General features: G+C 56.6%; 16 protein-coding genes. 13 read left to right on the top strand and 3 right to left on the bottom strand.

Annotated elements, in window-relative coordinates; translation table 11 throughout:
- Window positions 1-21: 21 nt before the first annotated feature.
- Together AOB54_07675 and dusA are read left to right on the top strand one after the other, a co-directional pair.
- A complete protein-coding gene (locus tag AOB54_07675; protein WVN41354.1) occupies window positions 22-945 on the top strand; it encodes a histone deacetylase family protein in 924 nt (307 codons plus the stop codon).
- A 27-nt stretch (window positions 946-972) separates the two neighbouring features.
- Window positions 973-1953, top strand: coding sequence for a tRNA dihydrouridine(20/20a) synthase DusA (gene dusA / locus AOB54_07670; GenBank protein WVN42805.1), 981 nt, complete (start codon window positions 973-975; stop codon window positions 1951-1953).
- On the opposite strand, the gene AOB54_07665 is transcribed toward dusA, so the two are convergent.
- The gene (locus AOB54_07665; GenBank protein WVN41353.1) at window positions 1919-2317 is read right to left on the bottom strand and encodes a DUF2069 domain-containing protein; all 399 of its coding nucleotides are present in this window, start codon (window positions 2315-2317) and stop codon (window positions 1919-1921) included. The two genes, dusA and AOB54_07665, sit on opposite strands and share 35 nt — an antisense overlap.
- Window positions 2318-2911: an NAD(P)H:quinone oxidoreductase gene (gene wrbA, locus AOB54_07660; GenBank protein ID WVN41352.1), complete on the bottom strand. Its 594-nt coding sequence runs from the start codon at window positions 2909-2911 to the stop codon at window positions 2318-2320.
- 43 nt (window positions 2912-2954) lie between these two features.
- Here wrbA and AOB54_07655 point away from each other — a divergent pair, with 43 nt between their 5' ends.
- Genes AOB54_07655 through rlmD form a run of 7 tightly spaced genes read left to right on the top strand, consistent with a single transcriptional unit; the run spans window position 2955 to window position 9094 of the window.
- Window positions 2955-3818: a YihY family inner membrane protein gene (locus AOB54_07655; protein WVN41351.1), complete on the top strand. Its 864-nt coding sequence runs from the start codon at window positions 2955-2957 to the stop codon at window positions 3816-3818.
- Window positions 3815-4291, top strand: coding sequence for a CBS domain-containing protein (locus AOB54_07650; protein ID WVN41350.1), 477 nt, complete (start codon window positions 3815-3817; stop codon window positions 4289-4291). Before AOB54_07655 ends, AOB54_07650 begins: the two co-directional genes overlap by 4 nt.
- Before the next feature lie 33 nt (window positions 4292-4324).
- Window positions 4325-5071 carry a 5'/3'-nucleotidase SurE gene (gene surE / locus AOB54_07645; GenBank protein ID WVN41349.1) on the top strand — a complete coding sequence of 249 codons (747 nt, stop codon included), beginning with the start codon at window positions 4325-4327 and terminating at the stop codon, window positions 5069-5071.
- Window positions 5053-5919, top strand: coding sequence for a protein-L-isoaspartate(D-aspartate) O-methyltransferase (locus AOB54_07640; GenBank protein WVN41348.1), 867 nt, complete (start codon window positions 5053-5055; stop codon window positions 5917-5919). The genes surE and AOB54_07640 overlap by 19 nt, the downstream gene beginning before the upstream one ends.
- Window positions 5920-5945: 26 nt before the next feature.
- Entirely contained in the window at window positions 5946-6830 is an 885-nt protein-coding gene (locus AOB54_07635; GenBank protein ID WVN41347.1) for a peptidoglycan DD-metalloendopeptidase family protein, read from the top strand.
- Window positions 6831-6835: 5 nt separating this feature from the next.
- The gene (locus tag AOB54_07630; protein WVN41346.1) at window positions 6836-7660 is read left to right on the top strand and encodes a 3'-5' exonuclease; all 825 of its coding nucleotides are present in this window, start codon (window positions 6836-6838) and stop codon (window positions 7658-7660) included.
- A gap of 9 nt (window positions 7661-7669) precedes the next feature.
- The gene (rlmD, locus tag AOB54_07625) at window positions 7670-9094 is read left to right on the top strand and encodes a 23S rRNA (uracil(1939)-C(5))-methyltransferase RlmD (protein WVN41345.1); all 1425 of its coding nucleotides are present in this window, start codon (window positions 7670-7672) and stop codon (window positions 9092-9094) included.
- A gap of 90 nt (window positions 9095-9184) precedes the next feature.
- Here rlmD and AOB54_07620 read toward each other — a convergent pair whose 3' ends face one another.
- The gene (locus tag AOB54_07620; GenBank protein ID WVN41344.1) at window positions 9185-9883 is read right to left on the bottom strand and encodes a Bax inhibitor-1 family protein; all 699 of its coding nucleotides are present in this window, start codon (window positions 9881-9883) and stop codon (window positions 9185-9187) included.
- Between the two features lie 204 nt (window positions 9884-10087).
- On the opposite strand from AOB54_07620, the gene ndk reads away from it, so the two are divergent.
- From ndk to hisS, 4 genes are all read left to right on the top strand, one after another.
- Window positions 10088-10513, top strand: coding sequence for a nucleoside-diphosphate kinase (gene ndk, locus AOB54_07615; GenBank protein WVN41343.1), 426 nt, complete (start codon window positions 10088-10090; stop codon window positions 10511-10513).
- Between the two features lie 81 nt (window positions 10514-10594).
- Window positions 10595-11677, top strand: a complete 1083-nt coding sequence (gene rlmN / locus AOB54_07610; protein WVN41342.1) for a 23S rRNA (adenine(2503)-C(2))-methyltransferase RlmN — start codon at window positions 10595-10597, stop codon at window positions 11675-11677.
- Complete coding sequence (ispG, locus tag AOB54_07605; GenBank protein WVN41341.1) at window positions 11674-12969, top strand: flavodoxin-dependent (E)-4-hydroxy-3-methylbut-2-enyl-diphosphate synthase; 1296 nt, start codon at window positions 11674-11676, stop codon at window positions 12967-12969. Before rlmN ends, ispG begins: the two co-directional genes overlap by 4 nt.
- Entirely contained in the window at window positions 12938-14293 is a 1356-nt protein-coding gene (gene hisS / locus AOB54_07600) for a histidine--tRNA ligase (GenBank protein ID WVN41340.1), read from the top strand. Before ispG ends, hisS begins: the two co-directional genes overlap by 32 nt.
- Window positions 14294-14306 lie beyond the last annotated feature (13 nt).

The raw sequence follows: 14306 nt of genomic DNA, 5'->3' as shown, positions 1-14306 counted from the left end.
GCCTTATCGTAAACTAAAGCTATGACGGCTTTTTTTTCGCACCCCGCTTTCTTTAAGCACGAGATGGGGCCCCATCACCCCGAGTCGCCCGAGCGGCTGTGGGCCATCCATGACCACCTGACCCGTAAGGGGCTGCTGCCCCTTTTGGACATGCACGAGCCCACCCACGCCAGTGACGAGGCGATTCTGCGGGTCCACACCATGGACCACCTGGATCGGCTGGTGGCGGCCTCGCCAAAAGACAAGCCCTATCAGGCGCTGGACCCAGACACCGCCATGAACCCCCACACACTTAATGCCGGCTACTTGGCGGCGGGCGCAGTGATCCAGGCGGTAGATCTTGTGTTGGCCGGCAAGGCCCGCAATGCCTTTTGTGCGGTCCGCCCCCCTGGCCATCATGCCGAGCGCAATGCCGTGATGGGGTTTTGTTTCTTTAACAATATTGCAGTGGCCGCAGCACATGCCATGGAAGTGCATGGCCTGAAGCGAATTGTGATTGTTGACTTTGATGTGCACCATGGCAACGGCACAGAAGAGATCTTCGCCAATGAAGAGCGGGTCTTCATGGTATCGACTTTTGAAAGTGCGATCTATCCGTTCACAGGCGATATCCCCATGGGCAGCAATATGCTCAATGTGCCACTTGAAGCCTATAGCGACGGCACGGCCATGCGCGAGGCGGTGCAGTTTCAGTGGCTACCGGCGATTGAAGCCTTTCAGCCGGAGTTGATCTTGGTCTCTGCTGGGTTTGATGCCCACCGTGAAGACGACATGAGCCACTTGTTATGGACTGACCAAGACTATGCATGGTTATCGGAGCAGCTGGTGAAGGTCGCAAGAAAGACTTGTGACGGCCGCATTGTGTCGTCGCTCGAGGGCGGCTATCACGTGGAGGCCCTGGCCCGCGGTGTGGCCCACCATGTGGATGCCTTGCTGTCGGGCTAAGGCCCGGGGCAATTTAACGCGGTGGCTCTGACGCGGGATTCTTATCGGCTCTGTGTGGCGCCGATGATGGACTGGACCGATCGGCATTGCCGGTTCTTTCACCGGCTGATCGCACCGAGTGCATTGCTCTATACCGAGATGATTACCACCGGTGCAATTCTGCACGGTGATTTGAATCGACTCTTGGATTTCAACGCAGCAGAACATCCGGTGGCCTTGCAGCTTGGTGGAAGCGAACCCGATGACTTGGCCAAGGCCGCTAAAGTTGGTGCCCAGTGGGGCTACGATGAAATCAATTTAAATTGCGGCTGCCCCAGTGAGCGCGTGCAGCGCGGCGCCTTTGGGGCCTGTTTGATGCGAGAGCCAGATTTGGTGGCCGATGGTGTACGGGCCATGCAAGATGCGGTGGATATTCCGGTTACGGTCAAACACCGGATTGGTGTTGATGATCAAAACGACTATGGCTTTGTGCGTGATTTTGTTGGGCGGCTCTTTGATGTGGGCTGTCGGGTATTTATTGTTCATGCCCGATCGGCGATTCTGAAGGGCTTAAGCCCCAAGGAAAACCGTGAGATTCCCCCGCTCAACATGTCGGTGGTGCGGCAGTTAAAACAAGATTTTCCAGAAGCGATCATTGTGGCCAATGGCGGCATTCATGGCCTGGCGCAGGTTGTCGAATTAATGGCGGCCGATGGTGCGTTGCCTGCCGTGGATGGTGTGATGCTTGGCCGTGCGGCCTATCACGATCCGTGGGTGTTGCATGAGATTGATCAGTGGATCAGCAATGCGTTTGCTGATGCATCACCCAAACAACGTGCTGATATTTTGCCGCCACTAGAAGATTACTTTCAGAAACAGGTGCGCCTGGGCGTGCCACCCAAACACATGACACGACATTGGCATGGGCTCTTTCACGGCCAGCCGGGTGCACGGGTCTGGCGCCGTGAAATCTGTGAAGGGCAGGTGGGCCCGCTTAAGCTCTATCAGCAGCTAATGTCGCGAGTTTGATCTGGGCGCGGGCGCCTATGAGCACGGCGACCGATAACGCAACTGATATGGCCAGGCTATTCCAGGCCAGCAGCCGTTCAGTTTCCGACAAACCAACAATTCGAACGAGTGCCTCGCCCACATAGAGCCAGACCAGCAGTGACATCCATTTAAAGGTGTACATCTTGCCCGCCCATAGGCCACGCAGCGCAAAGACAAGAGGCAGGACTTTAATCGCCAGCCAAGAGCCGCCTGGCCGGATTGGGTCCAACACGAGTTCCCATGCCAGACCAAACACAATCAATGCCACTGCCAAGACTGTTGTGAGCACTGGCCATGGCTTGGGCACAGTGATCTGGGCCAAAGGTGTTGCGGTGGAATTCACTTATGCGCTCTTTAATTTTTTTGCAGTAAGCGCAATGCGCTGGCCAAGCGCACGGGCAATGCGGATCTCTTCATCGGTCACTGGCTTGGCGCTATCGGCGCCCGCCAAATGAGAAGCGCCATAAGGGGTTCCGCCCGATGTGGTGGTGAGCAAGTCGGTATCTCGATAAGGAATGCCCACGATGATCATGCCGTGGTGAAGCAGTGGCAGCATCATGGAAAGCAGTGTGGCTTCTTGGCCGCCATGCATACTTCCCGTGCTGGTAAACACACCGGCCGGTTTTCCAACCATTGCGCCAGAGAGCCACTGGCTGATGGTCTGATCTAAAAAGAATTTCATGGGCGCTGCCATGTTGCCAAACCGTGTGGGCGATCCCAACACCAGGCCATCGCATTCTTCCAGGTCTTTTGGTTCGGCATACGGGGGGCCTTCGGCAGGAATGGCGGGTTCGGTTGCTTCGCAGACAGCGGATACCGGCGGCACGGTTCTTAAGCGGGCCTGACAGCCTGGAACCAGAGCAATGCCGTCGCAGATGGCATCGGCAAGTTTTCGGGTGGCGCCATATCGGCTGTAGTACACGACAAGGATTTCCACTACTGGCTCCGTTTTAAGGGGGACAAGACTTTATGATAGGCGCATGTCGACCCAACTCAAATTGAACCTGGCGTATTTTGTGCGGGCCATGGCGGCCCGTGAGCGAGAACTTCGACTTGGGCAGACTGCGGCAAGCCTGAGCTTTATCTCTTTGCTGGCGATGGTGCCGTTGCTCACGCTGGCCTTTGCCACGTTGGCGTCGTTTCCAATTTTTTCCAAAATTCTGGAAGCCGTGCAGCTGCTGGTGGTGCAAAACCTGCTGCCCGATGGTTTTGCCACCATGATTTATCGCTATATCAATCAGTTCATTGCCAAAGCCAGAACACTATCCTTAATTGGTATTGGTTTTTTGTTGGTGACAGCAACGATCATGATGCTGACCCTGGATCGCACCTTAAACCTGATTTGGCGTGTCCGAAAACCAAGGCCGCTTTTGCACCGCATTTCAATTTATTGGATGGCTTTAATTTTGGGGCCGATTCTTGTGGGTGCTGGTGCATCGCTTGCCATTGTGCTGGCGGGTGGAAAGCGCGGCATGAGTTCGGGCTTTCTTGGTGTTGAGTGGTGGGATCTGGTCAATCTTGGACTGACCGTGGCGGCCTTTGCCCTGTGTTACCGGTGGATTCCCAATGTCGAGGTCCGCTGGCGCGATGCGCTGATGGGTGCGCTGGCCGGAGCAGTCTTGTCCGAGATCGCGCGGGAAGTTTTTCTAGGGTACTTTACGGCGGTACCGACCTATCAGCAGGTCTATGGCCCACTGGCGGCGATTCCCGCGTTGTTGATCTGGACCTATTTGACCTGGTGGGTGTTTCTGGCGGGGGCCCTGTTGGCCTCGATTCTGCCGAGCTGGCGGGCAGTCAGTGCTAGGATTTCCGTCAGTAAAAAGACCACGGGAGACAAAACATGAAGGTCAGCAAAATTCTAGAGGTCAAAGGCAAGGCCCTTTACACACTTGGGCCAGAGGAGTCTCTGGCCACTGCAGTCATGGTGATGGCCGAGCACGACCTTGGTTCGATCGTGGTTATGTCAGATGGCAAGCTTGCTGGCATGCTGACCTTTCGCGAAGTCATTCGTATTTTGGCCAAGCGCCAAGCGGAAAATCGCTCTGGGCCAACACCGCCGGTGTCAGCCTTTACCGTGGGCGAGGTGATGAACCCAACACCTACCGTGGCCAATCCGGATATGGATGTGGACACTCTGCGCAAGATGATGGTCGATTCTCACGAGCGCTATCTGCCCGTGATGGAGAACACAACCCTTCTTGGTGTGGTGTCCTTTCACGACGTGGCGCGGGCGGTCTTGGACATGCAGGGGTTCGAAAACAAAATGCTCAAGGCCTATATCCGCGACTGGCCGCAAGAAGATGGCGAGACGAAATAAACTGTCGCGGTCCGCTGCTATGGAAATTGTTTAATGCGAATTCTTGTTTCGAATGATGATGGCTACTTCTCCCCGGGCATTGCTGCATTGGCCCAGGCCATGGCCGCCTTTGGTCAGGTCACGGTAGTGGCCCCCGAGGCCGACCGCAGCGGTGCTTCAAACTCTCTCACACTTGATCGGCCACTTTATGTGCGTCAGTCGGCCAATGGTTTTTATTACGTCAATGGCACGCCCACTGATTGTGTGCACGTTGCGGTAACCGGATTTTTGCCCGACCGCCCGGACTTGGTGGTGTCAGGAATTAACAATTCGGCAAACCTTGCCGAAGACACCCTGTATTCGGGCACGGTTGCAGCGGCCATGGAGGGCTATCTGCTGGGCATTCCCGCCATTGCTTTTTCGCTGGCAAGCCGTGGGTTTGAGCATCTTGATACGGCAGTCGATGTTGCCAAACGTGTGGTGGCCCATGCATTGGCCTCGCCTTTTTCAATGCCCAGGCTTTTAAACGTCAATATTCCTGCTGTGCCGGTTGGAGACATTCGGGGCTATGAACTCACCCGCCTTGGTCGGCGCCATGTGGCGCAGCCGGTTGAGACTGCTGTGTCGCCCCGGGGTGAAAAAGTCTATTGGGTGGGCCCACCGGGTGGCCAGCGCGATGCAAGCCCCGGCACAGACTTCTATGCATTGAATCAGTCCTGCGTCTCTGTCACGCCTTTGCGTGTTGATCTTGGGGACCCGTATGCCATTGATGAGGTCGGCCAATGGCTGACAAAGATTTGACCAAGGTTCGTGGGCCCGTTAAGCCATCCCAGCCGGGGCTGCGTTTGGGCACCAAAACGACCGAGGTCAAAGCACCAACACTAGAGCCGCGCTGGGGGGGTAAGTCGACAGAAAAACCTGGTGCTGGCAGTGGCCCTGAAAAAGCAGTGTTTTCGGCGCGCATTACGCCGAAACGCCCACCCACGGGCTGGATTAATCCTGGGCTCTCGAGTGAACGGACCCGGGCCCGGATGGTAGAGCGGCTCATGCAGCAGGGCATTCGCCACCCCAGGGTACTTGCGGCGATGCGCCAAGTACCACGCCATCAATTTGTAGACGAGGCCCTGGCCAGCCGGGCCTACGAAGACACTGCCCTGCCCATCGGCCACCAGCAGACGATTTCTCAGCCTTTCGTTGTGGCCCGGGTGATTGAACTCGCCTTGGGACAGGTGACCGACCCCAACCGGCCACTCAAGGCCCTGGAACTTGGGTCGGGTTGCGGTTATCAGGCGGCCGTCATGTCGCATTGCTTTGATCGTGTGGTCACGGTGGAGCGCATCAAGGCCCTGGCAGATCTTGCGCGAGTGAACTTGAGAACCGTTCGGCGATCGAACTTGAAGTTAGTCTATGGGGACGGCCTTGTTGCGGCGGCAGAAGACGGCCCCTTTGATGTGATCTTGTGTTCTGCTGGCATGGTCAGCCTGCCCCAGGAATTGGTGGCGCAGTTGGCCATTGGGGGCGTGCTGGTGGCGCCGATTGGCGAGCCCGAACAATATTTAACGGTCATCCATCGGCTGGGTGAATCTGAATTCGATTCCAAGGCTTTTGATATGGTGCGTTACGTGCCTGTTTTGCGGGGAACCGAGTAATGCTCTTGCGTAAGGGATCTTGCAATTTGAAACAAAACGCTTTTCATCCATCGGGCGGACTGCTTGTTGCAGCGATCACGACAGCGGTCTTGGTGGCCGGCTGTTCTTCCCCGAAATATCCCGCACCAGTTGAGAGCCGATCAGTCTCTAAATCAAAGTCGGGCTATGCCATGTCACGATCAAGCCCGAGCGCCGCTGCGGCCGCACCCGCCGCACCGGCTGCACCGGCACCCGATGGCTTTTATCGGGTACGCCGTGGTGATACTTTGATTGGTATTTCTTTAGACCACGGTGTGGCTTGGCGTGAAATTGCCGCATGGAATCAAATCGATAATCCCAATCTGATTGAAGTCGATCAGCTCTTACGGGTTCGCCCGCCGGCATCGACCAGCGTTGCGGCCGCACCCCGCAGCGCGCCAGACCCAAAGCAGGCCACTGAGATTCGCCCCTTGGCGGCAGCAAAACCAGCACCAAGCCCGCAGCCTGCGGCACCAGCAGCGGCTGCGCCACCAGCAGCGGCTGCGCCAGCGGCAAAAGCTGCGGATGGAATTCAGTTGGCCTGGCCCGCACAGGGGCAGGTGATCACGCAATTTGCCGACCCTGGCTACAAAGGGATTGCACTTGCGGGCACCGAAGGCGACCCAATCTTAGCCGCAGGTGATGGCCGAGTGGTCTACAGCGGCAATGGTCTGCGTGGTTATGGCAACTTGGTGATTGTGAAACATGATGGTGATTTTCTAACGGCCTATGCCCACAACAAATCAATTCTGGTGTCAGAAGGCCAGAGCGTGAAGCGCGGCCAGAAAATTGCAGAATTGGGCAAAACAGATTCCGATGTTCCCAAACTTCACTTTGAAGTCCGCCGATCCGGTAAGCCGGTCGATCCGCTGAAATTTCTGGCACAGCGCTAATTCTTATGACACCCATTCTTTGCTTTGATCTGGAAACCATTCCAGATGCTGCCGGCCTGCGGCGGCTTGATTTCTTTGATCCGGTACTCGATGACGCCGCTGGTGTGGCGGCCGTGCAAGCCGCACGATTGGAATCCCATGGCAGTGATTTCCTGCCCCACTATCTGCAGCGTATTTGGGTGATTGGCTGCGCCTTTCGTGACGACGAAGGCTTTCGAGTGCGTTGTCTGGGCGATTCACATGGGGCAAGTGATGCCGAAGAAGTGGCACGCCTGCGGTCGTTTTTTAAAACGATTGAAAAACACACGCCTCAGCTGGTGAGCTGGAATGGTGGTGGCTTTGATCTGCCAGTGCTGCATCACCGGGCCTTGATTCAGGGTGTGCCTGCGCCACGCTACTGGGACCAGGGCGACGATGATCGCGACTTCAAATACAACAACTACCTGTCGCGTTATCACACCCGCCATTTAGATCTCATGGACGTGGTGTCGGGTTATCAAAACCGTGCCTTTGCGCCATTGGATGGGCTGGCACGGCTGTGTGGTTTTGCCGGCAAGCTTGGTGAAGACGGCAGCAAGGTCTGGCAGTCCTTTCTGGAAGGCAAGGGTGAATCCGTTCGTGCCTATTGCGAGACCGATGTCGTCAACACCTATTTGCTGTATTGCCGCTTTCGCATGATTCGCGGCGAGTGGTCAGATGCCCAGTATCGGCAGGAACTTCAGGTGGTCCGGGATGCACTACAGGCCCTGATTGGTGATGCCTCGGCGCCATTACAGGGCGCACACTGGAAGCGGTATATCGAAGCAGCGCCTGCACTTCAATCGACCTAAGGCTTGGGCATGTCAGCGCGCATTACCTGCCCGATTGAGTCGGTAGATCTTGATGCACAGGGCTTGGCCCGACACGATGGCAAAGTGATCTTTGTCGAAAACGCATTGTTTGGCGAAGTCGTGGATATTGAGATTACACGCAGCAAGGCCAGCTATGCCAAAGGCCGTGCAGTGGCCTGGCACAAAGAGAGCTCACAGCGTGTTGTGCCGCGCTGCAAGCACTACGGCGTTTGTGGCGGCTGCTCCATGCAGCACATTGACAGCGCTGCCCAAATTGCGATCAAACAACGTGTGCTGGAAGATAACCTGTGGCATATCGGCCGGCTCAAACCCAATCAAATACTGCCGCCACTGGATGGCGGGGCATGGGGCTATCGAACACGGGCCCGCCTGACCGCCCGCTGGGTGGACAAAAAAGGCGGCATGCTGCTGGGCTTTCATGAACGCAAAAGCAGCTATGTCGCGGTGATGGATTCCTGCGAAATTCTGCATCCGCGTGTGGCCGAGATGTTGCCCGCCATGCGCGACCTGATTGGTAGCCTGAGTATTGCCAAGCGATTGCCACAGGCCGAAGTGGCGGTGGGCGAACCGCCTGCATCTGGTCAGGGTGATTATTCGGCGGCACGTTTAAACCCGGTGATTGTCTGGGTGCTGCGAAACCTGGAGTCGCTTACGCCGGATGATGAAGAAAAACTGCGGGCCTTTGCGGATGCATGGCAAATTCAGTTCTGGCTTCAGCCGGGTGGGCCACAGACTGCTGCATTGTTTTACCCGCTCAACGCACCAGAGCTGGCCTATTACCTGCCTGAGTTTAATCTGCACATGCCGTTTTCACCGGTGGACTTCACCCAGGTGAATCCGGGCATCAATCAAGTCATGGTCAAGCGCGCTGTGGATCTTTTAGATCCGCGGCCGCAAGATCGTGTGGCCGATTATTTTTGTGGCCTTGGTAATTTCACTTTGGCGCTGGCCCGTCGCGCAGCGCAAGTCGCAGGCTTTGAGGGCTCAAAGTCGCTCACCGATCGGGCCATGAAAAATGCGCAATTGCATCAGCTCGGGGATCGTGTGAGTTTTGATACCTGTAATTTGTTTGAAGTGACCACGGAGTGGCTTAAGAACGCGGGCCGTTTTGATCGTGTCTTGTTGGACCCACCACGCGAGGGCGCCCAGGCGTTGTGCCAGGCCATGGCAGATTTGCATCAGTCGGACCCGGCTGCTGCAGCATCACTTCTGCCCAAACGCATGGTCTATGTGTCGTGTAACCCGGCAACACTGGCCAGAGACGCGGCGATCCTGGTGCACCAGGGCGGCTGGCAGTTGCAGCAGGCCGGCGTGATCAATATGTTTCCGCATACGGCCCATGTGGAATCGATCGCCATGTTCGAGCGTGGTGTCACGAGCATGGTGTCTGACACCTTTGAGGGTGGTGTCTGACACCTTCGCCTTTACAAATAAAAAAGCCCACGCTGTTGATCAACGTGGGCTTTTGGTTGGCCCGCAGAATTTGCGGGCGCCAGTTTTTACTTACTCGCGGTTGCCACCGAAGAGCGACATCAACAGGACCAGCAGGTTGCTGAAGATGTTGTAAACACTTAAGTACACGCCCAGTGTTGCCGAGATGTAGTTGGTTTCGCCACCATTGACGATACGGTTTAAGTCGTAAAGCAAAAAGAGCGAAAAGATACCAACGGCCAGGGTGGAGACGGTCAGCATCAGGGCAGGCATCTGCAGCCAGATGTTGGCAATCGAGGCCACCAAGAGCAGCACCACGCCAATCATTAAGAACTTGCCCATATTGGACAGATCCCGTTTGGTGGTGGTGGCGATGCTGGCCATGCCGAAAAACACTGCGGCCGTGCCACCGGCAGCAACAGCCATCAGCTGGGCGCCGTTTTGCAGGCCAAGGGCGACACCAATCAGGCGGGACAGCATCAGGCCCATAAAGAAGGTGAAGCCCAGCAGCAGGTAGACCCCCGTGGTGCTGTGCTTGGTCCGCTCAATGGCGTAGAAAAAGCCAAAGGCGATGCCCAGGAAGAGCAGGGCGCCGATCAGGGGGCTGCCGGCAAACCAGGCAAAGCCAAACTGCAGGCCCACCCAAGCTCCCAACACGGTTGGCACCAGCGATGCGGCGAGCAGCCAATAGGTGTTGCGTAGCACCCGATTGCGCGCTGCAGACGATTCGGCACGTGGCAATGAAGTACTGTTATTAAAGCTCGGAACCATAGTGATCGTTTCTCCTTTGGGATCATGATTCGTTGGCGAAAATCCCGAAAAGCCCAATGCTACCCGGGCGGACGCCAGCACGTATAATCTCAGGTTTACTTGACAAATCAAGTAGGGAAAGGTTCCGGGGCTGTCCCCAGGGCCCCTCCCGCCCCGCCTGTCGGGAGCATAAAAACCCCTAACTCAACCCGGAATTAAGACAACATGGCAATCGAACGCACCCTCTCCATTATCAAGCCCGACGCAGTCGCAAAAAATGTGATCGGCGAAATCTATTCCCGTTTTGAAAAAGCTGGCCTGAAAGTGATCGCCGCCCGCATGATGCACCTCTCCCGTGGCGAAGCCGAAGCCTTTTACGGTGTTCACCGCGAGCGCCCCTTCTTCAAAGATCTGGTCGACTTCATGATCTCTGGCCCAGTAATGGTGCAAGTCTTGGAAGGCGAAGGCGCCATTGCGAAGAACCGTGACCTGATGGGCGCAACCGACCCGAAGAAGGCAGCCCCTGGCACCATTCGCGCTGACTTTGCAGACAGCATTGATGCCAATGCCGTTCACGGCTCTGATGCCCCTGAAACGGCATGCCAGGAAGTGGCTTTCTTCTTCCCCGCAATGTCGATTTACAGCCGATAAGGCCAAAGCGCTGCAGAACAGGGGGTGCCGTTGTAACACCCCCGCTGCGGCGGAACGCTTTTCCAGATGCTTCAGGACCCCATGAGCGACACCGCCGCCTCCACCCCCAAGACCAATCTTCTTGGCCTTTCTCCGCAGGTACTCACCGACTGGTGCGTGGCCCGTGGTGAAAAACCTTTCCGTGCCCGTCAGCTGCTGAAGTGGATTCACCAGCGTGGCGCCAGTCAGTTTTCAGAGATGACCGATCTGGCCAAGGATTTCCGCGCCAGTCTCGAACAAGACGCGGTGATCCAGGCGCCTGCGGTTTTGCAAGACCATGTGTCAGCCGATGGCACACGCAAATGGTTGTTTGATGTAGGCGCCGGTAATGCGGTGGAAACAGTCTTTATTCCCGAGACCGACCGCGGCACGCTGTGTGTCTCTTCTCAGGCGGGCTGCACCGTGGCCTGCCCGTTCTGTTCGACGGGCCGTCAAGGCTTTAATCGCAACCTGACAACGGCAGAAATCATTGGCCAGCTCTGGTGGGCCCGGCATGAACTGGCCCAGCCCGTGACCAATGTGGTCATGATGGGCATGGGTGAGCCGCTCCTCAATTACGACAATCTGGTACCGGCTCTGCAGCTGATGTTGCATGACGATGCCTATGGCCTGTCGCGCCGAAAGGTGACGGTGTCGACCTCTGGCGTGGTGCCCATGATCGATCGCCTTGCTCGGGATTGCCCAGTGGCTCTCGCGGTATCGCTGCATGCGCCAACGGATGCTTTACGTGACGAGCTCGTGCCGATTAACAAGAAGTATCCGCTCAGGGATTTGATGTCGTCGATCCGGCGGTATATTGAACCTGCGCCACGAGATTTCATTACCTTTGAGATCGTGCTGTTAGACGGCGTAAATGATTCTTTAGACCATGCACGGCAGTTTGTGCAGCTGGTCCGCCGGGAAGAGATTCCCTGCAAATTTAATCTGATTCCCTTTAACCCTTTCCCCAATTCCGGCTATAAAAAACCAGCCTGGCCCAAGACCCGGGCCTTTGCCGATCTCTTGACGCAAGAAGGCTTTGTCACCACGATTCGAAAGACCCGTGGCGATGATATTGATGCAGCCTGTGGCCAGCTGGCCGGTGATATCCAAGATCGAACTAGCATTACTCTGAGACGGAAATGAGCGCGAACGAGTCCTCTAACCCCCCCTGTACCAATCTGTCTGCTTCGGCATTTCCTTGTGGGCCGGCGGCGCGTCGCAAATCGCGCGCAATGCACATTTCATGGGGCTCGAACACGGTCACGGTTGGCGGTGATGCGCCAGTCGTGGTGCAGTCCATGACCAATACCGATACGGCCGATGCGATTGGCACCGCCATTCAGGTGCAGGGCCTGGCCCAGGCTGGCAGTGAACTGGTGCGGATCACGGTGAACTCACCGGAAGCGGCCAAAGAAGTGGCCGCGATTCGTGAACAGTTGGATCGTATGAATTGCAGCGTGCCCTTGATTGGTGATTTTCATTTCAATGGCCACAAGCTGTTATCCGACTACCCCGAGTGTGCGCAGGCGCTTTCCAAATACCGAATCAATCCGGGCAATGTGGGCAAGGGTGCCAAGCGCGACAATCAATTCGGCGCCATGATTGAAGCGGCCTGCCGCTATGACAAACCAGTTCGCATTGGTGTGAACTGGGGCAGCCTGGATCAAGAATTATTGGCCCGGCTCATGGACGACAACAGTAAGCGCGCTGAACCATGGGATGCCCAGGCCGTGATGCGTGAAGCCTTGGTCACCTCGGCGATTGAAAGCGCAGAGCAGGCCCAGGCCTGGGGCCTGCCCGGTGATCGCATCACGCTGTCGGCCAAGGTCAGCAGTGTTCAAGATTTGATTTCTGTTTATCGCGAGTTGGCCAAGCGTTGTGACTATCCCTTGCACCTTGGCCTAACCGAGGCCGGCATGGGCAGCAAAGGCATTGTGGCTTCGACTGCCGCCATGGCGGTGCTCTTGCAAGAGGGCATTGGCGACACAATCCGTGTGTCACTCACGCCCGAACCCGGCGGTGATCGCCGGCAAGAAGTGATCGTGGCCCAAGAGATGCTGCAGTCCATGGGCCTGCGGGCCTTTGCCCCGATGGTGGTGGCCTGTCCTGGCTGTGGCCGCACGACCTCGACTTATTTCCAAGAGTTGGCGGCCAAGATTCAGGCCTACTTGCGCGAACAAATGGTGCAATGGAAGACCCAATATCCCGGTGTGGAAAACATGACCGTGGCAGTGATGGGTTGTGTGGTCAATGGCCCAGGTGAAAGCAAACATGCGGACATCGGCATTAGTCTGCCGGGCACCGGTGAATCGCCGGTTGCGCCAGTCTTCATTGATGGTGAACGCAACGTGACGTTAAAGGGTGACCACATTGCCGAAGAATTTCAGGCCCTGGTCGCCGACTATGTCCAAAAGCGCTACGGCGCTGCAGCCTGAACGAGCAAGAAGCGAGTCAAGCGTGGCAGAAAAATCTTTAGAAAAAATTGTTGGTGTGAAGGGCATGAACGACCTGCTGCCCGATCAGTCGGGACTGTGGGAGTGGGTTGAACAGCAGGTGGCAAGTGTCTTTCGTCAGTACGGTTATCGCGCTATTCGCACACCGATTGTTGAGCCCACTGCGTTATTTGTTCGTGGTATTGGTGAAGTCACCGACATCGTTGAAAAAGAGATGTATACCTTTACCGATGCGCTCAATGGTGAGCAGCTCACACTGCGCCCGGAAAATACGGCAGCGGTGGTGCGATCCGCGATTGAACACAACCTGCTCTACGACGGCCCCAAGCGGCTCTGGTATGTTGGCCCCATGTTTCGGCATGAGCGGCCGCAGCGCGGCAGGTATCGGCAGTTTCACCAGTTTGGTATCGAGGCCCTGGGCCTGCCTGGCCCGGACATCGATGCGGAACAGTTGCTGATGATTCACCGGCTCTGGCAGCTGCTGGGGCTCACTGGTGATAACGCGCCGAAATTGGAAATCAATTCCCTGGGTGAAAAAAACGAGCGGATCGCCCATCGTCAGGCCCTGATTGCCCACTTCCAAGCCAATGCATCAGTGTTAGACGCTGATGCGCAGCGCCGTTTGCAGTCCAATCCTCTGCGAATTCTGGATTCAAAAAATCCAGCCATGCGTCCGGTGATTGAGAGTGCGCCGCTACTCCAAGATTTTCTGGGCGAGTCATCGCGGGCACACTTTCAGGCGGTGCTACAGACGCTGCGTGACCACGGTGTGGCTTACACCGTGAATCCACGACTGGTGCGTGGCTTGGACTATTACAACCTGACGGTGTTTGAGTGGATTACCGATCGGCTCGGCGCCCAGGGCACGGTCTGTGGTGGTGGCCGCTACGACACCCTGGTGGAGCAGATGGGGGGCAAGCCTGCGCCCGCCTGTGGTTTTGCGATTGGTGTGGAGCGTTTGGTGGAATTATTGAAAGAAGTCGCGCCACCGGCACTTCCATCGGCCTTAGATGTCTACGTAGTGCACTGGGGCCAAGACTCGACTGCCGCAGCGCTGCGCGTGGCCGAGAGCTGTCGTGGTCTTGGGTTGACGGTGCAGATGCATTGCGGCGAGGGCAGTTTGAAGTCTCAGATGAAAAAAGCCGACCAGAGCGGTGCCCGTGTGGCTGTGCTTCTGGGCGATGATGAGCGGGCAGCCGATGCCGCGAGTATTAAACCGCTGCGTTCAGAAGTTGGCCTGGCCCAACAGGACCAGGTACCGCAAGAAGATGTCGCCGCGGTCATTCGCGGCATGATCAGAATTTAAAAGGGTGGTTGCG

The organism is beta proteobacterium MWH-UniP1 (assembly GCA_036362785.1).
GTDB lineage: Bacteria > Pseudomonadota > Gammaproteobacteria > Burkholderiales > Burkholderiaceae_A > Lacustribacter.
Note: the sequence above shows the minus strand (reverse complement) of the source record. Positions and strands in the feature narration are given on the sequence as shown.